The 22089-nt window shown below is 39.5% G+C and carries 16 protein-coding genes; 7 read left to right on the top strand and 9 right to left on the bottom strand.

The window, feature by feature from the left end:
- Positions 1–273 precede the first annotated feature (273 nt).
- Together topA and CWB66_RS15680 are read right to left on the bottom strand one after the other, a co-directional pair.
- A complete protein-coding gene (gene topA, locus CWB66_RS15685; RefSeq protein WP_138586075.1) occupies positions 274–2982 on the bottom strand; it encodes a type I DNA topoisomerase in 2709 nt (902 codons plus the stop codon).
- A gap of 259 nt (positions 2983–3241) precedes the next feature.
- Entirely contained in the window at positions 3242–6256 is a 3015-nt protein-coding gene (locus CWB66_RS15680; protein ID WP_138586074.1) for an Ig-like domain-containing protein, read from the bottom strand.
- A 192-nt stretch (positions 6257–6448) separates the two neighbouring features.
- Between CWB66_RS15680 and CWB66_RS15675 the strand changes: the two genes are divergently transcribed.
- Positions 6449–7780, top strand: a complete 1332-nt coding sequence (locus CWB66_RS15675) for a dicarboxylate/amino acid:cation symporter (protein WP_138586073.1) — start codon at positions 6449–6451, stop codon at positions 7778–7780.
- Between the two features lie 70 nt (positions 7781–7850).
- Here CWB66_RS15675 and sohB read toward each other — a convergent pair whose 3' ends face one another.
- Together sohB and CWB66_RS15665 are read right to left on the bottom strand one after the other, a co-directional pair.
- Positions 7851–8867 (bottom strand): protease SohB, encoded by a 1017-nt coding sequence (gene sohB, locus CWB66_RS15670; RefSeq protein ID WP_138586072.1) that lies wholly within the window; start codon positions 8865–8867, stop codon positions 7851–7853.
- Positions 8868–8967: 100 nt separating this feature from the next.
- Positions 8968–11394: a VolA/Pla-1 family phospholipase gene (locus CWB66_RS15665; RefSeq protein WP_138586071.1), complete on the bottom strand. Its 2427-nt coding sequence runs from the start codon at positions 11392–11394 to the stop codon at positions 8968–8970.
- A gap of 206 nt (positions 11395–11600) precedes the next feature.
- Between CWB66_RS15665 and CWB66_RS15660 the strand changes: the two genes are divergently transcribed.
- Complete coding sequence (locus tag CWB66_RS15660) at positions 11601–12347, top strand: YciK family oxidoreductase (RefSeq protein WP_077537815.1); 747 nt, start codon at positions 11601–11603, stop codon at positions 12345–12347.
- Positions 12348–12428: 81 nt separating this feature from the next.
- Here CWB66_RS15660 and rluB read toward each other — a convergent pair whose 3' ends face one another.
- The 4 genes from rluB to CWB66_RS15640 form a co-directional block, all read right to left on the bottom strand.
- Positions 12429–13298: a 23S rRNA pseudouridine(2605) synthase RluB gene (gene rluB, locus CWB66_RS15655; RefSeq protein ID WP_077537814.1), complete on the bottom strand. Its 870-nt coding sequence runs from the start codon at positions 13296–13298 to the stop codon at positions 12429–12431.
- Positions 13295–13885, bottom strand: a complete 591-nt coding sequence (gene scpB, locus CWB66_RS15650) for an SMC-Scp complex subunit ScpB (RefSeq protein ID WP_077537813.1) — start codon at positions 13883–13885, stop codon at positions 13295–13297. The genes rluB and scpB overlap by 4 nt, the downstream gene beginning before the upstream one ends.
- Positions 13886–14036: 151 nt before the next feature.
- Positions 14037–14558, bottom strand: coding sequence for an EF-hand domain-containing protein (locus CWB66_RS15645; RefSeq protein WP_077537812.1), 522 nt, complete (start codon positions 14556–14558; stop codon positions 14037–14039).
- Between the two features lie 212 nt (positions 14559–14770).
- Positions 14771–15202: an exonuclease III gene (locus CWB66_RS15640; protein ID WP_138586070.1), complete on the bottom strand. Its 432-nt coding sequence runs from the start codon at positions 15200–15202 to the stop codon at positions 14771–14773.
- 239 nt (positions 15203–15441) lie between these two features.
- Between CWB66_RS15640 and xthA the strand changes: the two genes are divergently transcribed.
- Genes xthA through CWB66_RS15625 form a run of 3 tightly spaced genes read left to right on the top strand, consistent with a single transcriptional unit; the run spans position 15442 to position 17698 of the window.
- A complete protein-coding gene (gene xthA / locus CWB66_RS15635) occupies positions 15442–16248 on the top strand; it encodes an exodeoxyribonuclease III (RefSeq protein ID WP_138586069.1) in 807 nt (268 codons plus the stop codon).
- A gap of 5 nt (positions 16249–16253) precedes the next feature.
- Positions 16254–16901: an energy-coupling factor ABC transporter permease gene (locus tag CWB66_RS15630; RefSeq protein ID WP_138586076.1), complete on the top strand. Its 648-nt coding sequence runs from the start codon at positions 16254–16256 to the stop codon at positions 16899–16901.
- Positions 16898–17698 carry a putative RNA methyltransferase gene (locus CWB66_RS15625; RefSeq protein ID WP_138586068.1) on the top strand — a complete coding sequence of 267 codons (801 nt, stop codon included), beginning with the start codon at positions 16898–16900 and terminating at the stop codon, positions 17696–17698. Before CWB66_RS15630 ends, CWB66_RS15625 begins: the two co-directional genes overlap by 4 nt.
- 38 nt (positions 17699–17736) lie before the next feature.
- Here the strand turns inward: CWB66_RS15625 and yfbV are convergent, their stop codons facing one another.
- Positions 17737–18183 (bottom strand): terminus macrodomain insulation protein YfbV, encoded by a 447-nt coding sequence (gene yfbV, locus CWB66_RS15620; protein WP_077537808.1) that lies wholly within the window; start codon positions 18181–18183, stop codon positions 17737–17739.
- A gap of 285 nt (positions 18184–18468) precedes the next feature.
- Here yfbV and CWB66_RS15615 point away from each other — a divergent pair, with 285 nt between their 5' ends.
- Together CWB66_RS15615 and pta are read left to right on the top strand one after the other, a co-directional pair.
- Positions 18469–19683, top strand: coding sequence for an acetate kinase (locus tag CWB66_RS15615; RefSeq protein ID WP_138586067.1), 1215 nt, complete (start codon positions 18469–18471; stop codon positions 19681–19683).
- A gap of 1 nt (position 19684) precedes the next feature.
- Positions 19685–21832 carry a phosphate acetyltransferase gene (pta, locus tag CWB66_RS15610; protein ID WP_138586066.1) on the top strand — a complete coding sequence of 716 codons (2148 nt, stop codon included), beginning with the start codon at positions 19685–19687 and terminating at the stop codon, positions 21830–21832.
- Positions 21833–22089 lie beyond the last annotated feature (257 nt).

Genomic DNA, 22089 nt, shown 5'->3' with positions numbered 1-22089 from the left:
CAATTTAACGATAAGAAAATCGCGCTAGAACTAGGCAAAAATTTTTGTATCTAGTTGTTCTAAATAAAAAATTTTTAACAACGTTATAGAGTGATTTAATTCGATAAATTGTTCAAATATTTTTGCAGGTTGGTATTATATGTACGGCTAACAAAGCCATTGCGAAGTACATATAAATAGATAAAAAAAACCGGAATCGACACAAGCTGTGCGTTCCGGTTTTTTTATAGCTTTTTAAAACCTATAAAAAGTCATGAATAAGCGATAACGTGCTTATTCATCTTCTTTTTTAGCTTTCGCTTTAACCTTTGCTTTAGCAGGGGCTTTTTTAGCAGCTGGCTTCTTTTTTGGTGCTGCTTTTTTCTTTGCTTCTTCTACCCATTTACCCGCTTCATAATGTGCAGTCCAGCCAGTTGCTTTACCGTCAACTTCAGTCATTACGTATTGAGACTTATTTTTACGGCTATAACGAACAACCGCTAAGTTGCCATCAGGATCCTGTGCTGGTGCATCAGCTAAGTAATAAAACTTAGGTGAAATACGGTCTCTAAAGCGCTTTAATTCCTCAACCTTTGGTGCACGCGTTTCACGTGACTTAGGAAAAGTGTTGGCCGCTAAAAATATACCTGCTGCGCCATCACGTAATACAAAATACGCTTCAGACTTTTCACACTCAAGCTCTTTTATATGTACAGGGTCTTCTTTTGGCGGCGCTGCTTCACCACTTTTCAGTAGTTTACGCGTATTTTTACACTCTTCATTATTACAACCAAAGTACTTACCAAAACGACCAGATTTTAGCTCCATGTCAGCACCACATTTATCGCATTCGATAGTTGGACCGTCATAGCCTTTAATTTTAAAGGTGCCTTCTTCAACAACGTGACCTTTACAAGCTGGGTTATTACCACAAACATGTAATTTACGTGTTTCATCGATTAAGTACGAGTCCATTGCTGTCTCGCAAATTGGACAACGCTTCATCTGCATTAATGTTTCGGTTTCAACATCTTCAACATCAGCTGCTACGGCTTCATCACCTGACACTAAGTTCATTGTTGTAGTACAACGCTCTTTAGGCGGTAGACTATAACCCGTACAACCTAAAAATACGCCTGTTGATGCCGTACGTATACCCATTTTGCGGCTACATGTTGGGCATTCAATATCCGTTTCAACCATTTCATTGAGGCGCATACCGCCTTGCTCTGGTTCATCTTTTGCGACTGTTAATTGCGTTGAGAAATCAGCATAAAATTTATCAAGTACTTCGGTCCAAACGCGCTCGCCTTCTGCGATATCATCTAGTCGACCTTCCATTTTAGCGGTAAAGTCAAAATTCATTAAATCTGTGAAGTTTTCAACTAGACGATCGGTAACAATTTCACCCATTTTCTCAGCGAAGAAACGACGATTTTCGACGCGCACATAACCACGGTCTTGAATCGTTGAAATAATAGATGCATACGTAGAAGGACGACCAATACCACGTTTTTCAAGCTCTTTTACTAAACTCGCTTCACTAAAACGCGCAGGTGGTTTTGTAAAATGCTGTTTAGGATCAAGTTCAACAAGGGTCAGGGTTTCGCCTAGTGTAACGGGTGGTAATGACTGATCTTCTTCGTTCTTTTTACGAATTGCAGGTTGAACTTTAGTCCAACCATCAAAGCGTAATACACGACCCTTTGCTTTAAGCTGAAAATCGTTTGCTGCAACAGTCAAAGTAGTTAAATCGTACTCTGCTGGTACCATTTGACATGCAACAAATTGACGCCAAATAAGCTCATAAAGCTTTTTAGCATCGGCATCTACGCCTTCAATATGGCCAGAAAGTACGGCTACACTCGACGGGCGAATAGCTTCATGCGCCTCTTGTGCGTTGCCTTTTGAGCTGTAATTAATTGGATCTTTTGGTAAGTATTTTTCACCAAATTGTTCTGTTACATATTCACGGCACATTGCAACTGCATCTTTTGATAGATTAGTTGAATCGGTACGCATATACGTAATATAACCGCCTTCGTACAAGCGCTGTGCTAGCATCATGGTTTTCTTAACACCATAACCTAAGCGTGTGCTCGCCGCTTGTTGCATTGTTGAAGTGATCAGAGGCGCACTTGGGCGGCTCTTACTTGGTTTTTCTTCAATATTAACAACTTTATATTCGGCATTCTCAAGGCTTTTAACCGCTGCGCTAGCCTGAGCTTCATTTACTGGCTTAAATGGCTTGTCAGCTTGTTTGGTTACTTCTAAACGTAACTCAGACTCACTATTTTTAACATCAGCATGAATATCCCAGAATTCTTCTGGAATAAACGCTTTAATTTCACGTTCGCGCTCAACCAATAAACGCACTGCAACTGACTGAACTCGACCTGCTGAAAGTCCACGAGCAACCTTTGCCCACAGTAACGGTGACACCATAAAGCCAACCACACGATCTAAAAAACGGCGCGTTTGTTGCGCATAGACCATATCGGTATTTAGCTCGCCAGGTGTCTCAAATGCTTGCTGAATCGCATTTTTTGTAATTTCGTTGAAAACTACACGCTTATACTTTGCAGGCTCTCCGCCAATGATTTCTTGAAGGTGCCAAGCAATTGCTTCCCCTTCTCTATCCAAATCCGTTGCGAGGTATATTTGGTCTGCATTTTCTGCCAGCTTTTGTAATTCTTGAACAACTTTTTCTTTACCAGGCAGTATTTCGTAATGCGGCTCCCAGCCTTGATCAGGGTCAATCCCCATTCTCGCGACTAAATTAGTATAATCTCGTTGCTTTTTATACGCTGCTTTTTCTTCTGGTTCCATTTTACGAACTTCTGCAGGCGTTTTAGTTGCCGGCACTTTATTTTTGCTCGAACCTGAAGTAGGTAAATCTCGTACGTGTCCAATACTAGACTTTACGATGAAATCGTTACCTAAATATTTATTAATTGTTTTAGCCTTAGCAGGTGACTCTACAATTACTAGCGATTTGCCCATAGTTGCCTATTTCTAACCAAATATTAAAAATGTGTTTACCGCTATAAGCGGCGCGAATATTTATAGGTATATCTACAAACACTAGTTGTTACAAGCTTTTAATACAAACTTTTCAGTATTTACTGAATAAACAAACAATTTCTGTTGTTAATTTAAACAAACAGGTGTTTTTATGATAATTGCTGTGGAATATATAGAACACAAACAAAAATGCCAACCTTTCGGTTGGCATTTTTACAAATAAAGCAATTATAAACCTTTAACCATCGTCTCTAATAGTCAGTGTCGATGGTGTTTGCACACCTTTAGGCGTTTCAAATGAAACCGTTAATAAGCCCGTAGTTGCATCATTTGGATCTGTTTCTCGACTAATAGTAAGCTGCTCTGAGTGTGCTTTAGTCGAATCACTTTCAAGCATAGTTAAACTGCCACGACCATCGTATTTACCATTTTTTGTCGATATTGATACCGTAGTTCCTGAGGGAATAGGGTTATTGTATCTATCAGAATAGTAAATGCTAAACGATAAACTCGCTAATTGATTAGTTGCACTGCCTGAACTTAAGTCAATTAAATTAACATCACAAAATTGATTATTGTCTGAGTTTTCAAGCTGCAGGACTACAATTCCACTATTTGTACCATTTGCAGCAACTTCTGAATAAATACTCTCACAATTATCAATTTTACTTGTAAGCAACGGGTTTGGTAATTGCTGTTTAATGTGATCTTTAGCAACTACAAAACGACTATAAACAGTACTGCCCGATAATATAATTTGAAATGATTCACGCACATCGAGTAAATCTTTTGTACATAAGCTTGCAAAGGTTGCATTAGCAGGTGGATTAGTTGCCGCTTCTGTACATGATAGGCCATTGTACTTACCATCAGCTAAAGTATGCATACCATTTGAATCAATATCAAAGCTCTCTTCAAAATGACCGCCATTCGTCTTTTTAGGGCTACATGGATCATTTGTATCACCCTCTTTACAAAACTCGGCTGCTTTTTTTACAGTTGCTGTGACCGGGTCATAAATACCCGCTAATCCGTCGTATATCCCATTTTCATTATGATCGACAAACGCTTCAGGTAAATCGTAACCACTATAATACTCATTGGTATCGAAACGGCCATTACCATTAATATCAATAAATGATTCTTGCCCTTTCGCTGTCGCAACAACGGTTACACGCCCACCTAAAGGAACTCCATTGTTAACATCGTCTGCTGCGTTAGTGATCCCATTCATACAAGGCGCAGCTGCATTGAAATACAGATCACAATTAATAGTATTTGTTTTAGGATTTATAGAACTGATTTGATTTCCCCATTTAGCCTCTGTAAATGGTTTCGGATTTTGGTTGCGCCATTGTGCCGTGCATGCACCATCCACTGTATTACATTCCAGTTGTGGATTAAAAGTAGTTCCATCTAGTGTGCCAACGGCACCGCCTTCAGTGGTTAGATAAACAGTGGTACCGTCGGGTACTGGATTGTTAAAGTGATCGGCTAGAAAAATTGAGATTTCATTAGTGTCACCAATATAATCAAGTGCTTCAATATTAATACTCGTTGCACCTGCGGTAAAACTATTCCCATCAGGAAGACCTGAACTAATTGAGACTAAATCAGAGACAGTTACAACTTGTTCATCAAGTGAAACTAAAGAAAGCTCCCCAATAGGACACGAAACACTATCATTTCTTTGTGACGCATCTTTTTTACACTCTAAGTAAACGTCTTGCCAACAAGTCACATCATTATTTTGATTTGCTGGAATTTGACTCTGAGGGATATAACAAGCCTGTACTCGCACTGCCATAGGGACAAATCCTGAGTTTACTTGCACGCGGGCCAAACCTTGTGCATCAGTAAATACACTATTATGCGATAGGCTTATACCACCATTTGTTGAACTTAAACGAAAATCCATTCTATTACTGACAACCGGTTTTCCGATTCTGTCTTTTAATTTAAACGTGATTTCAGATGTTTCAGAGCGCGATTGGCCGCCAGTGCCCTTAAGTGCAATTACATTTTGTGTTGCACTCATAAATTCAATGGACTCAACCTCAGCAATTGATACCGGAATGTTAACCGATTTAACGACGGGTGTGCCACCGGTAAGCACGGTTGCAGTCACGGTGTCGCCGAGTGAGGCGCTACAACCATTGGTACGATAAGTGGCCGTTGCAATTCCACTGATGCTTTTTGCGTTTGCATCCAAAATTGACAAACCCGCTTGGGTACAACTAGAACTAAATTGCACATCAAGTGTTGATACTACTCGCTGTCCATTGCTATCTAATATTTCAACGCTAATAACGGTTGTCGCACCAGCGGCTAATGGCTGGTATTCATTTGCTATAGGGTTACCATTGGCATCTAATTTGTTAAATAAACCATTACTAATATTAACTTGCAGCTCAGCAGTCGAAATTTCAAATGCTTTTTGACTCGATGTTGATTTTGATGTTGCTGTAATTTCACCGGCGCCACTGTTCGCACCAGGTTGTAATTTTAAAATTGCAAAACCAAAATTGTCTGTTAGTGCTTTACCAGAGACAGGTAACAAACTTCCCAAATCAGTCGTAATATCACTGATCACACCAACAAAACCATCACCCGAGCTCGTATCGGTTACTTTAACTAACACATCAATCAGTTCATCTGACGAAAATTGATTAACCGATTTACAGCCAGAAGCAACATAGCTTTGCTCGAGCGATACTGTGTTTCTATCGCTGTCCCAACCGTCATTACATCCTTGTAGTAGCTTAATATCTACTGCAACTACGGCCGCTTCACTTGACGCATCATCACCACTGGATATAAAGCCCAGCGTTTTTGTAATGGTTTGATCATCAGTTACATACGTTGCGACCACTTCGCCCGCACCTTTAAAATTACCGCTGCTTAAGCTCACAGTTGCTTCACCTTGATTATTGGTAAGCGCCGTGCCAAGTTCTGGGGTTATTTTCCCTGTGAATTTTGTGGTGAACGTAATGAGTTTGTCAGTAAGTGCTACAGCGTTATTTGTGAGTGTTGCTGTCACAACGCCTTTGTTATCTTTACTCACAGGGTTCGAATCAGAAAATGCAGCCCCTGTTTGATCTAAAATAGTCAGCTGTAAAGCAAGTGAGCTGCTCGTATCTGTGCCGTCGGTGCCACCACCAACCGTGCCACTTTTTTCAAGTGTTCCGCCGCCGCCACAAGCCATAAGAAAAAAGCTAAGTAATGTAATACTGAGCAGTCGCGTTAAAGGCATTTACCTCTCCCTAGTGTAGTTAATATTTGCTAAACGTCATTTACCTAATATTAACCTATAAGTTAGTTTAAAATCTCCGTTTTTTATTACTTTTTTATATAAAATAATTTTCAATAAATACTAATTTTTTCTGTATAAATATTTATAGACTGGTAGTCTATGGCAAAATTTATTTAAAGTAGATTAGGGTATATGTCAAAAATCCGTTCAATGAGTTTAACCACCCGCATCATGATAGGCATGGGCCTCGGGGTTATAGTAGGCTTTATATTTCAGGCTATTTTAGCTGGTGAAGACGATTATCTAATCCCACTTGGATTATTCTCTTTGCCAATTAAAGCCTTTTTTGTAGATGGTATTTTTCACGTAGGTGGACAAATATTCATTGCCAGCTTAAAAATGTTGGTTGTTCCCTTGGTCTTTGTTTCACTCGTGTGTGGCACCTGTAGCCTTAGCGATCCAAAAAAGTTAGGTCGTTTAGGCGGTAAATCAATTAGCCTTTATTTATTAACCACTGCAATTGCTATAACCGTTGCTATATCACTGGCATTGTTATTTAATCCAGGTGAAGGGATCAGCCTTCCCTCTCAAGCAAGTTATGATGCAAAAGAAGCTCCTACACTTGCAAGAGTTATCATTGACATGTTCCCAACGAATCCATTTGAAGCAATGGCTAAAGGTAATATGTTACAGGTAATTGTGTTTGCTTTATTATTTGGTATTGCTATGGCGTTAAGCGGCCAAGCTGGTAAACGAGTAACGGCCGTATTTGAAGATTTAAACACTGTAATCTTAAAATTAGTCACATTATTAATGAACATTGCACCTTACGGTGTATTTTTCTTAATGGCTAAGCTTTTTACTACTATAGAATTGGATCTAATTGTAAGCTTAGCAAAATACTTTTTTGTTGTTGTTTTAGCCCTGCTTTTACATGCATTTGTAAATTACACGCTTTTACTAAAACTTCTCACAGGACTAAGCCCTGCTACTTTCTTGGCAAAAATGAAACATACGTGCTTATTTGCGTTTAGCACGTCAAGCTCTAGTGCAACCATGCCTATTACACTTGAAACCGCCACTAAAAAGCTAGGCGCTAGCAATTCTGTCGCCTCTTTCACTATTCCTTTAGGTGCTACCATTAACATGGACGGCACCGCTATTATGCAAGGTGTTGCAACCGTATTTATTGCGCAAGTATTTAGTGTTGATTTAACTATTTCTGATTATTTAATGGTTATTCTAACCGCTACGCTTGCTTCTGTGGGCACTGCCGGTGTGCCTGGTGTTGGTTTAATTATGCTAGCAATGGTGCTTAACCAAGTCGGCTTACCGGTTGAAGGTATCGCTATTATAATTGGTGTAGATAGGTTGCTTGACATGACCCGTACTGCGGTAAATGTAACGGGCGATTGTATGGTTACTTGTGTTGTTGCCAAGTCTGAAGGTGAACTTGATGAAAGCGTATTCAATGACCCTAATGCCGCAAAAGATTTAGAAGATTACCATAAATCAATTGACTAATTAGTTAGTCAATTGATTTAAAAAAACCTTGATGTGATAAATCAAGGTTTTTTTCGTTCATAATATAAGTTTAAGGGTTAATTGACTTAAACTTTGAGAGCAGGTTTACCCCCACTTTATTTATTCCACTACTTAAACCAAGTGCTAACTTATCGCTCAGCCCTTTTTTAACTTTGTATTTAATTTTATATATTTGACGTTCATGTTGCTGATCTAATAAGGCATCGTCGCTTGTTTTTATTACGTCGACCAAGCCTTTTTCAATGGCCTGAGTTGCAAACCAATGCTCACCAGTGGCGACTAAGCTCATGTCTAAGCTAGGACGTTGCGTACTCACAAATGTTTTAAATAAGTCATGTGTTTGCTCAATTTCTTCACGAAATTTTTCACGGGCTTTATCCGTATTCTCACCAAACAATGTCAATGTGCGTTTAAATTCACCTGCGGTTATTTGTTCAAATTCCACGTCATTTTTCTTTAATATTTTATTAAAGTTAGGAATTTGTGCAATAACACCGATTGAGCCAACAATGGCAAACGGAGCTGCGAGTATTTCATCTGCAACACATGCCATCATGTAACCACCACTAGCAGCCACTTTATCAATTGAAACACTCAAAGGAATGCCCGCATTCTTAATACGTTGTAATTGAGAAGCAGCAAGGCCATAGCCATGCACTACGCCACCACCACTTTCTAAACGAATAAGGACTTTGTCTTTACTAGGCTCAGCAATAGAGATAATTGCAGTTATTTCTTCTCTTAAGCTTTCCACTTCGTGAGCATCCATACTTCCTACAAAATCAATAACATATAAACGAGGTTTAGGCTCTTCTTTATCGGCTAATTTACTTTGTGATTTTAGCTGCTTGTGGTGTGCCTTAAGTTCTTTTTTACCAAGCGTATTTTGTAAAAAACTTTCTTTGAGTTCGACTAATTGCTCTGATATATCATCTATTTGTATCTCACCTTTTTTAGCTTTCGGCTTAACAGCAGCACCTACTATCAACATTAAAATAATCGCGATAGAAATAACAAAAGTAACTGTTTTAGCAAAAAACAAACCGTATTCGTATAAAAATTCCAACTGGTTTCTCCATTAATAAATTTCAGCTAATTTAGCATGCTTTAAGACAAAAAAAAGCCACTTTGCAGTGGCTTTGAAAGGTTAATTTTTTTGCTGGTTATTAATCAGTCACAACATCGCTGTTTGTTACTACCAACATACGACCGCGAGCGGCGAGGTAGGTTGCAACTTGTAGCTGCATCTCGGCATTAGCCGCTGCACTTCCTTGAGCATCAGCACCGGCTTCTTCATTTGGTGCTGGTGTAAGAATTGAACCGTGGTGCCCTTTGGTAAACTTAACTAAATAGCTAGAAGGCGTTGCACTTAGCGCTTGCGATGTACTTACCGTTTCTAAGCCCATAAAGTTTGCTAGCGGAAGGCTGCCTGCAATTGGGTTAATCGTTGTGGTCGGTGGAATAACTTGATCCGCTTTATTATTAACACCATCGCCCACAACAACATTCATATAAATCGGTGTTTCGAGTGTTTTTACAGCTGCGGCATAATTAGTCGGATCACCGCTATCAAGCGTTGTCTGTGCTGCAAAAGCAAATTTAGTCATCACACCTTGAATATTTGCAAGCTTACTTGTTTCTCCTGCGACGGTAAGCGCAGTAACATACTCTTTAAAAGCACATGAGGTAAAGGCTCTACTATAATCTGCGGCCCCACAGTTAGAGATAGCTGGACCTTGCGTAAATGCTCCAAATTCAGCCGACTCCGTAGTGCCTGCAGATAAAAGAACAGAACCTTGTACAAATGGGCCAAATGCGCCCGATTCCAGTAAGAAACTAGCAACGCCACCGCCGCCGCTTGCTAATGCAACGGTATTAACCTTGAACAGTGGGTCAATCGATTCAGCCATTGGGCTATTAGCTTGAGCAATAAATGCCGGCGCAACAATAGACCCTAGTGAATGCCCGATGTAGGTAACATCTTTACTATTGATAGTCGCATCGTTGATAAAGTTCAAGCCTAGACGCAAACCTAATAAATCGGCAGCTGATTGACGTAAGCTATCACGTGCAACAAGCAATGAGCTTAAGTTCATGTAACTCAGTACTGAGTTTGTTGTCGCATTAAAGTCATCTTTTCCATCGCCATCAACATCAATACCACGCTCACCATGTCGAGGGTGATCAATAGCGACCGTTGCAAACCCCTGAATTGAAAGCTGAGCAGTTAACGCCAGCATGCTTTCTTTTTGCGTAGTGATACCATGTTGCATAATAACAACAGGCCAACCATTTTCAGGCATTTCGATAGCAGGTAACTGTAGTTGTGCACGTACACCATTAATTATAGGTAAAATAGGCTTAGTTACTTGCACTGGCACATTGGCCATGCTTTGCATTTTTGGAATGGTATTATATTTGGTCAAATGGCGCGTGCTATCTAGACCTAAATCACGCAGTTTGCCACCACTTAATGCGGCACATGTGCCATCATTGACGCTAATTGGTTCGGCTGGGAAAGCATCACCTGCCTGTGCTTTATACCCTGATACTACGACTGCGTTGTCACACATACCTTGCCAATATGTATCGTTTAAATCGCTAATCGCTGAGCCAGTAGGAGTCCCTAAGTACATAGGTAACATGATGCTACCTTTTTGGTATTGAACACCTGAAAAAGCAGCAGAAACCTCTACCCCTTGGTTTTTGAATACATCTTGAACATTTACCATTGGTTGAGCTGGTACTTGTATAGCAGGTGTTGGCATGCTTGGTTGTTGTAGACTTACCGCTAACAATTGCTTGATTGTACCAAGTACTGGTCCCGCTGATTGCATTGTCATTGCAGCAGAAAAAATAATCTCATCTTTAGTAATATTACCTGAGCTTACCACTACATTTTCGTAACTATTAACTGCACCTTGCAGCGCAAGTTGTGCAGCGGTAACGAGTGGCACTTCTTGTTTGACTAACCCATAAGTAGAAGATGGCTCTATTGAGCGCCCTAATGAATCTTTTAGTTCAGTCGTTAATACATTGATGTATGAACTTCCCGCTTTAAATGGTTTTAAAGGGATAATCGCTACCGCATCACCCGATGCTTTCGTGATGAAGTCAACACCAAAAGTAAGTTCACCAATAAGTTTACATGCCGCCCCCGCTGGGGCTTGACCACATTCCTCATCGGTTAAACTTGCACCCATAATCACTTCAAAAATACGAACTGAGCCTGGTGTACCCGCTGATGCTTCATCTAAGCTTATTGAAGGTGGAAACGTTAAATCTATCTTAAAAGGAACTTGCGTAGACCAGCCATCGAGTGCACCTATTGCAAATTGTGGATTTGCATATTCGGCACGATTGATAGACACACCCGCTGAGTTAAGCTCATCTGGGATATTAAGGGTTCCATCTCGGGTACCACTCATTAATAAATCATTTGGTACAGAAATAACTCCCTTTGCAGGATCAAACTTTACCGTAGCTGTAGGAATAACAGGGGCTGTATCATTTTTAACATCTTTTAGCGTTTCTCCACCGCCACAACCTGCTAATGCAGCTGTAACCGAGAGTGAAAGTAGCATTTTTTTCATATTATTGGCTCCGCACATATTTTATTTTTATAGTGTGTTTTATCAGTGTATTAGGTTAAAACAATGTAATCAGATTATTAATGAGACATTAGACCAGTTAAACTTAACGTAAAGTTTCTATTTTCGCCACCTAATTTTACAATAAATTCGATTACTTCACGTTTTGCTATGTTAAAATTAGAAAAATTATATAGATTGGTACTTTTATGCACACATATCAAGCAACTGAAAATGCACTTAAAGACAAAGTTATTTTGATCACAGGCGCCGGTGATGGCATTGGACGCGTCGCGGCAATTACCTATGCGAAATACGGCGCGACTGTTATTTTATTAGGGAAAACAACTAATAAACTTGAATGTGTTTACGATGAAATTGTTAATGCGGGTTATCCTAAACCAGCAATTGTGCCTATGGATTTAAAAGGTGCTACAAAACAAAACTACCGTGACCTTGCAGCAACAATTGAATCTCAATTTGGTCGCCTTGATGGGCTACTTAACAATGCGGGCATTTTAGGATCGCTCGGCCCACTTGAACATTTTTGTTCATCAACGTTTGAAAACATTATGAAAGTAAACGTGACTGCACAAGCCATGTTAACCAAAGCGTTATTTCCTGTACTTCGTAAATCTGAAAGTGCATCAATCGTATTCACATCATCAGGTGTTGGTCGTAAAGGCCGTGAATTTTGGGGCCCTTATGCCATTTCGAAATTTGCAGTAGAAGGTATGATGCAAACATGGGCATGCGAAGTAGGTAAAACAAACATACGCGTAAACTGTATTAACCCAGGTGCTACGCGTACTTCAATGCGAGCTGCTGCATATCCAGGTGAAGATAGAGACGCGCTTGCTACACCTCAGAGCATTATGCCAACGTATTTATACCTGATGAGCGATGATTCTAGTGAAGTTAATGGCCAATCGTTAGACGCTCAGGTAAAAAAATAACTCAGCCTAAGACCTGTGTTATTTAAAAGCACATTAAAAAAGCCGCAATTAGCGGCTTTTTTGTATTAAATAACTAATTGATTATTTACGTTTAGTCGGCTTAACACGTTGATTGTGTTTTTTAACTGCTTTACGGATCTGATTGATTTTAGCGCGTTTATCTTTACGCTTTTCTGGCATAACTGAAAGTTTGGTTTGTGTTTCACGGCCTAATTTAACAGTTTTACGTAAATAGTTAACTGTTTCTAAGTCATACTCTATCCAACCACCTTGTGGTACGCGCTTGTCTAGCTCTAACTTTCCGTAACGAATACGAATAAGACGAGATACTTCAGCATCCTGTGATTGCCATAAACGACGAACTTCACGGTTACGACCTTCGTTTAACGTTACGTTAAACCAGCGGTTTACACCTTCGCCACCCATAGGCTTTACGCTAGTAAACTTGGCAGGTCCATCTTCTAACTCAACACCACGCATTAAATTTTTCAGGGTTTCGTTTGTTACCTCGCCAAACACACGCGCTGAGTATTCACGCTCAACTTCGTAGCTTGGGTGCATTAAACGGTTTGCAAGCTCACCATCATTCGTAAACAGCATTAAACCGGACGTATTAACATCAAGTCGGCCAACTGCAATCCAACGATCGCCATCAATGCGAGGAAGTCGATCAAATACAGTACGGCGACCTTCAGGATCTTTGCGTGTGCTTAACTCACCTTCTGGTTTGTTATACATAATAACACGGCAAATTCTATCTGCTTTTTCTTCAATTTTTACTGTGTGTCCATCAACGCGAATTAAATCGGTCTCTTCAACACGGTCGCCTAACTTTGCGACTTTACCATTTACACTAACGCGGTTTCCATCAATGTATTTTTCCATTTCACGTCGTGAGCCTACCCCTGCACGGGCTAGGACTTTTTGTAACTTTTCACCTTGTATACTCATTCGGATGGTTCTCTCACAGAAGGATCACTTAATAACTGGTTAATCTTACTTTGCTGCTCTGTTGGCAACGCTGGTAAATTGTCTAAACCAGTTAACGAAAAATAATCTAAAAATTGTTTAGTAGTTGCATATAAAGCCGGCTTACCCGGAACTTCTTTATGCCCTACCACTTTAACCCATTCTCTTTCGAGTAAGGTTTTAATAATATTCGAACCCGTAGTAACACCCCTTACCTGCTCAATTTCGCCGCGTGTAATAGGCTGCCTGTAAGCAATAAGCGATAATGTTTCTAGCAAAGCACGTGAGTATTTAGGCGCACGTTCCTGCCAAAGGTTGTTTAGCCAAGGACTTAGACTATTGCATGCCTGAAAACGATACCCACTACCCACTTCAACTAAGCGAATACCACGAGTTTGAAAATGTATTTGTATTGTATCAATTGCATTATTTATTTGCGCCATAGATACAGCTAAATCCATTAATACAACGTCTTTGAGATGACGCTTACTAACCGGTTTATCTGCAACAAAAATCGCCGCTTCAATGATCTCAACTAATTGCTCATCACTAATTCGCCGACCCGCCATAAACACTCTTAACAAATAAAAATACACAGCCATCTATTATGACAGAACAACACCAAACTAGGAAAATATATCTATCAAATAGTTAAATTAAAGGCACAAAAAAGCCAGTGAAAATCACTGGCTCCTAACTTGATTAGTTTAACAGCGAAAATTAGCTGCGTTTAAGTGACTCAAGTGCGTCATCTTCAGCTACGGCGCTGCCGTATTTTTGAATATAACCGACAAACTCGCTTTTACTGACGCGTTTATCTTTATCTTTATCCATATAACCAAAATGATTTGAAATATCATCATCATTACCTTCGACGATTGAAATATAACCATTTTCGTCATTATCTAAACTTGCAAAACTACTTTCAATTTTATCAAATTTAGCAATATCGGCTTTAAATGCCGACTCGCTCACATCACTATCAGTCGCAACTTTACCTGCATTTAGTTGCATGTAAGCGTTAAACTCTTTGCGGCTGATTTCATTGTCCATATTGGTATCAATATTTGAAAAATGTTCCCAGATGTTATCGTCATCTGCTTCTACTTTTGAAATATAACCATCGCTGTCATTGTCCAGACTTGCAAAATCGCTGCCTATTTTATCAAGACCTTGATTTGAAGAACAAGCTGCTAGGCTCAATGATGCTAAAATTGTTGCTGCTAATGTTAACTTTTTCATAAGACGTATCCTTGTAATTAATAAATGTCAGTTTAATTAATACAAGTCTAATGCCAAAATAAAAAGTGCAATTAAATCAATTGCATGCATGTCATACATCTTCGAACGGAGCTATTTTATCACATCATTTCTGCAGACTTTTCAATACACCTTGTAATTTTTACAAAAAAAAGCTCGGTAAAAATACCGAGCACTTTTTAAGTCTTTAGCGATTAAATAGCGGCATTTTGATAACGCTTAACAAATTCAGTGACTGTTTGCCCATTACACTTTAACGAATCTACATTACCTAGCTTTTGACGAACTGGTGCTAGCCCTTGTTTTAAAGCTGTAAGGCATAATTGTGTTTCTTGTTGAGCATCTTTAGCAAATACCTCAACCTTAGCTTTAGTTACTTTACTGGCTGTTTCTTTTTTAGCTATATCACGAATATCTTCACCATTACACAAGATGCTTGATGAAAAGCGTGATAAAAACACACCATGCTGAGCTGCTACTTTACGAGCAGCTGTAAAACCCTCATTTGCACTTAGTACACATAATTTAGATTCAATTTTATTGTCTTTACTAAAATACGAATTACTTTGTGCAGAAACAGTTGTTGATACTAAAAGTGCTGCAGCTAGAATTAATTGTGTTTTCATGAGAGTTCCTATTTGAACGAGGTTGCTAAATAATTTCGCGCATTATATGACCAATAATCTACATAGCAATTGAATTTTTTATTTATTTTAGAAATTAATAAAACATTAACAATGTTTAAACTTTAAACACCAATTGCACAACATTTGCGCAGCTATTTTCTCATTTCAGTCATGTTATGTAAGCGTATTTACTGATACAATTTGGTGCATTAAATCGAACTAATTTTAAGGTAAATCCAATGAAAGTGATTTCTTTTAACATCAATGGTCTGCGTGCTCGTCTTCACCAGTTACAAGCTATTATTGATAAACATCAACCAGACGTGATTGGCTTACAAGAAATTAAAGTTCATGATGAAGCGTTCCCGTTAGAAGATGTACAAAAAATGGGGTATCACGTGTATTACCATGGTCAAAAAGCACATTACGGCGTAGCTATGTTATGCAAAAAAGAGCCAAAATCAGTCTTAAAAGGTTTTGCCACAGATACTGAAGAATCACAAAAACGTATGATCAGCGTTACCGTGGAGCAAGAAAACGGCCGTGATTTAACCGTAATGAATGGCTATTTCCCACAAGGCGACAATATTAATCATGAAACTAAATTCCCTTATAAACGTCAGTTTTATAGAGATTTAATGACTCACCTTGAAACAAACCATACACCCGATCAGGATGTTATCGTTATGGGCGATATCAATATATCTCCAACCGATTTAGATATCGGGATTGGCGATGTAAACGCAAAACGTTGGTTAAAAACGGGTAAATGTTCTTTTCAACCCGTGGAGCGTGAATGGCTTGCTACACTACTTAACTGGGGCTTTAAAGACACCTTTAGAGAGCAAAACCCTGATACAGACGATCAATATTCGTGGTTTGATTATCGTTCAAAAGGATTTGTAGATAACCGAGGTTTGCGCATTGATGTGGTGCTTGCAACTAACGACTTGTCAGCTCGTTGTATTGAAACTGGAATTGATTACGAACTACGCGGCATTGATAAACCGTCAGATCACGCACCAATTTGGTCAACGTTTAAATAATTATGATGTTGAGCGTACAATTACAAGGGTTGCTTTGGGCCCTAGTAATAATATTTAGTTTACTCAGTTTTGATAAAGCGACTTATAAAGCGCTTTTTGCTACACCCGTTCGACAAACGGGTGTACTTGCTTGTGCGCTGGTCTTTGCACTTTTATGGCGGATCAAAGCTGGGATACTAACAGGCCTAGATTTACATATTTTAGGCGTAACCGCAGCCACTTTAATTCTGGGTTGGCGCTTGGCTATTTTAAGTAGTTTGCTTGCAACTGCGTTACTATTCGCTTTTGGGCTTATTGAGCTTGAATTACTCGCGGTACAAATACTTATTAATGCATTCATACCTATAATAGTTAGCTACTTAGCTTTTATTGTTAGTTATCATTATTTACCTCGTCACTTTTTTGTTTATATATTTGTCTGTGCTTTTATTACTGCAGGATTTATAGCGTGTCTAAAAATAAGCTTGGGTGCCTTATTTTACTTAGCTATTGGGCAATATAATTGGCAAGAGCTCGCTGATAACTATGTATATTTAAGTGCCATAATTTGGTTTCCTGAAGCCATGCTAAATGGAATGGCCATTACTATAATGATCACTTATCGCCCACATTGGGTAAAAACTTTTTATGATAAGGACTACCTAGACTCATGAGTCTTGAATATCGCTGCCCTTTGTGTAGCAACATGCTTACAAAAACAAATAACACGCTTAGCTGCGAAAATAAACACAGTTTTGACTTGGCAAAAGAAGGGTATATCAATTTATTACCTGTACAGCAGAAAAACTCTAAGCAGCCAGGCGATTCATTAGAAATGGTACAAGCCAGACGCACATTTTTAGAGCGCGGTTATTACCGCTTTTTACAACACGCACTGGGTAACATAGTTAGCACATTAGATGCAGGCAATATTATTGATTTAGGGTGTGGGGAAGGTTTTTACACGCATGCACTGGCGAATAAAACAAACGCTAATGTGTATGGTGTAGATATATCAAAGTCAGCAATAAAATATGCTGCAAAGCGTTATGATAATTGTCAATTTAGTGTTGCATCAATTAGCCAGGCACCATTTGAAAACCAGTTCGCCGATGTGCTAGTGAGTGTGTTTGCTCCTTTATTTGAACAAGAACTGGCTAGACTTGCTAAATCTGGAGCAACACTGATTGTTGCAAGTCCAGGGCCTTGGCACTTAAAAGAATTAAAAAATTATATTTACGAAAACGTTAATGAACATACTCAAATAGATACCCCAAGTGGATTTGTTCAAGTACAGCAAATACTGCTAACTGAGCAGGTAACGCTTAATTTTAACGACGTAAAGAACTTGATTATGATGACACCATTTGCGTGGAAATTCAGACCTGAACACTGGAAGTTACTCGAAGAAAAAGGTGAGCATACTGTCACCTTGTCATTTTACATTACGCAGTTTACAAAAACTGCATAATCAAATTTGAGGTTATTTAGGCGTAAGTTTAACAACCTCTAAAATTGCTCTTTTGTAAACGCTTTATCCATTTTATCAAACATGTCTTTTAAAAGATTTGCAAGCTCCAGATAACGAGGCTTTTTTTCGTTTAGCTGTGTTTGATAACCATTGGCAAGCATTTTTGTGTAAAGATCGTTATACCACCTTTGCATAGCTGGTTCTAAAGGCGTTTGCGCGCGTTTACCTAGCCACAATAAGCCTTGCAACGGTAACGATATAAAAAATAAAGCACTTGCAATAGCTTGCGGTAAAAAATCTGGCCCTAAATAATTTATCTGAAAAAACAACGTAAGCATGGCTAAAATGGGCATAACTGTGATCGCAAGATCAGTGGCTTTAATAACCTTAAACTCGATAAATAGAGGTGCTAATTCTTTTCTCATTGGCCATTGTTTTGCGTACAACCGCCCTGTTTGTACTTGTGACATCACACTTTTTTGCATCATGACTCCTCACAGTGACTCTATTAAAACACAATACTAAATGGGTTATCTCTAAAGTGTAACACAATTCTAAAGGCTTTTACTTTATCAGTAAAAGTGCTTAATTTTGCTGTTAAAGTGTGCAAAACACTAAACTAAACTCCGTAACTGGGGTAAAATATTACGCATTGATTCAGCTACATTTTAGTTTAGCTTAATTAAATGTTTTAGCCTTATTTATCACGCTAAGTGTAACGATTAATGTTTCACGTGCACTTACTAAATTTTGTTTATGGAAATGAATTTATGCCAACAACTTCCCCTAAGTCACAACACGTTTTAGTACTAAACTGTGGTAGCTCCAGCTTAAAATTTGCCATTATTGATGCAAACACAGGCCACGAAATCATATCGGGTTTGGCAGAGCGCTTAGGTGCAACAACTCCTTCTATAAAATATAAATTTAACGGCGCTAAAACAGTCATTAACTTGGCAGCGGAGCAAGCCCATGCCGAGGCTATTGATACGTTAGTAAGCCTAATAAAAGATCATAACTTAGATGAGCAACTTATTGCTGTGGGCCATCGTGTTGTGCATGGCGGCGAGCATTTTACACAATCGGTATTGATTGACGAGAAGGTCATAGCGGGTATTACACAAGCTGCAACGCTTGCGCCGCTGCATGGGCATGCTAATTTATTAGGCATCGCATCTGCACAGGCATCGTTCGAAGGTTTACCACAAATAGCTGTATTTGATACTGCGTTTCATCAAACAATGAATGAAGTAGCTTACCTTTATGCACTGCCATATAAGTTATATACAGAATTTGGCGTTAGGCGTTATGGGTTTCATGGCACAAGCCACTTCTATGTTGCAGGACAAACTGCAAAGCTACTTAATCAACCAATCGAAAAAAGTAACTTTATTAGTGCTCATCTCGGGAATGGCTGCTCAGTATGTGCAATAAAAAATGGTCAAAGTGTTGATACAAGTATGGGATTAACACCACTAGAGGGGCTTATGATGGGCACGCGTAGTGGTGATATAGACCCCGGTCTGTTTAACTTTTTAACCACGCAGCTCGATTACACTGCACAGCAAATAGATAACCTACTCAATCAAAAAAGTGGTTTATTAGGTATCAGCGAGCTTTCTAATGATTGCCGCACAATTGAAGAAGCAGCTGTTGCCGGTAATAAAAAAGCAATACTCGCGCTTGACATGTTTTGCTATCGTCTTTCAAAACAAATTGCTGCTTATATGGTTCCACTACAACGCCTTGATGCGATTATTTTTACCGGTGGTATTGGTGAAAACTCAGATATTATCCGCGAAAAAGTAATTTCCCAACTTGCCTTTTTAGGTGTTGATTGCGATCAACACGCTAATCTTAATGCTCGCTTTGGCCAAGAAGGCATAATTAGTTCTTCACAGGCACGCAGCAAAGCTGTAGTCATGCCTACAAATGAAGAATGGGTTATTGCGCTTGATGCTGCAAATATAGCCAAGGAGCTTTAATATGGCACGTCGTATTATGTTAATCCCTGTATCTACAGGTGTTGGTTTAACTTCTGTCTCTGTTGGCTTAGTGCGTGCTCTTGAACAAAAAACAGTGAAAGTGAATTTTTTCAAACCAATTGCCCAGCCTCGCTCGGGTGAAACAGGACCTGAAAAATCAACGCAAATAGTTACCCAAGGCTCTCCTATTAACCCGCCCACTCCTTTTGCACTCGATTATGCAGAGCAAATGATTGGCGATGGTAAAGGTGACGACCTACTTGAAGAAATTGTTGAGCGCTTTGAAAGCAAAATAAACGATGATGAAGTGGCCATCATTGAAGGTATGGTCCCTACTCGACGTCAGCCTTACGCTGGGCGTGTAAACCGCGAAATAGCACAAACACTGGGAGCAGACATTGTATTTGTCCTTACACCTGGTAATTACAGCATTACACAAATAGAGGACCGCCTTGAGATTGCAGCCGGGAACTATGGCGGTATTGACCACCCTCGCGTACTGGGCTGTATTTTTAATAAAGTAAATGCACCACTTGATGAAGAGGGCCGCGCGCGCGCTGATTTAGTTGATACCTACAAACCAGAAGAACTTGAAAACGAATTAAACCGTTTAGCGTCGTTACCTATTTTTAGAAAAAACCCGTTTATGTTACTTGGTGCAATTCCGTGGGATTTTGACCTCGTCGCACCGCGCGTAAAAGATTTAAGCGCGTATTTAAAAGCAACGATAATAAACGAAGGCGATATGCTGCACCGTCGTCTGCGTCGTATTACTTTTTGTGCGCGTACAGTGTCAAATATTTTAAATTACTTTACCCCAGGTGCCTTATTGGTAACACCAGGCGATCGCTCAGACATACTCGTAGCTGCATGTTTATCAGCAATGAATGGTACAAAACTGGGGGCTATATTACTTACCGGTGGCTTTGAACCAGAGCCACGTATTATGGCTTTGTGTGAACAAGCAATGCAAACGGGTTTGCCTATACTCGCTACTGACGCTGATACATGGCGTACCTCATTATTACTACATAACTTTAATATGGAGGTTCCCAGCGATGATGACCAACGTATTGAAAAAGTAAAAGATCATAACGCTGAACATATTGATTCTGATTGGCTAGACACATTAGCCAAAAACGTAGGTAAAACACGCAAATTATCCCCTCCCGCATTTCGTTATTTATTAACCGATAAAGCACGTAAGGCAGGTAAAACCGTTGTACTACCTGAGGGTAACGAGCCACGCACCATTAAAGCCGCTGCTATTTGTGGTCAACGCGGTATTGCTAAAACCATATTACTTGGAGATCGTGAAGAGATAATGCGTATTGCCGAGCAGCAAGGCATTGAGCTTAACCAACACGTAAGTATTATTGAGCCTAAAAGCATCATTAATGATTATATAGCGCCTATGGTCGAAATTCGCAAAAGCAAAGGCCTAACAGCTGTTGTAGCACAAGAACAACTACAAGATAACGTAGTACTTGGTACTATGATGCTAGAACAAGGTAAAGTAGATGGTTTAGTATCGGGTGCGGTTAATACCACAGCCAATACAATTCGCCCACCTCTACAGTTAATTAAAACAGCGCCAGGCTCGTCGCTTGTTTCCTCGGTATTTTTTATGCTGCTGCCAGATCAAGTATTAGTTTACGGTGACTGTGCTATTAACCCAGATCCAAACGCCGATCAATTAGCTGATATAGCAATTCAATCAGCCGACTCAGCCGCTGCTTTTGGTATTGAGCCACGCGTGGCGATGATCAGCTATAGCACCGGTACTTCTGGCACAGGTGCTGATGTTGAAAAAGTACGCGAAGCGACAAAAATAGCACAGCAAAAACGCCCTGATCTTATTATTGATGGCCCACTGCAATACGATGCCGCAATCATGGAAAACGTGGCTCTTAAAAAAGCGCCCAATAGCCCTGTTGCAGGAAAGGCGACTGTATTTATATTCCCTGACTTAAATACCGGTAATACAACGTATAAAGCGGTACAACGTAGCGCGGATTTAATAAGTATTGGCCCTATGCTACAAGGTATGCGCAAACCAGTTAACGATCTAAGCCGTGGTGCGTTAGTCGATGATATCGTGTATACAATTGCCCTAACTGCAATTCAAGCAGCGCAGGCGCTTAATTAACTGTTGAATTAACATGTGCTTTTTATAGCCTAGCTATTATTTATTTAATAATTAACTAGTTAGGCTATTTATACCCCGCAACCCCCACAGTTATCCACAGAAATTGTGGGTAAGTTTATATCCCCCTTTATTTTACTTAACCTGAACTCTGGTTAAGTGATTTTCAGTGAAAACAAGGCGAATTTACGCGTCAATAGCGGGCCTATTGCATGTTATTTCCACGCAGTTAGCTCTGAAATTAGCTGGTCCAGGTTGAT

Source organism: Pseudoalteromonas sp. S558 (genome assembly GCF_005886635.1).
GTDB lineage: Bacteria > Pseudomonadota > Gammaproteobacteria > Enterobacterales > Alteromonadaceae > Pseudoalteromonas > Pseudoalteromonas aliena.
This window is presented reverse-complemented; position numbering and strand designations above follow the sequence as displayed.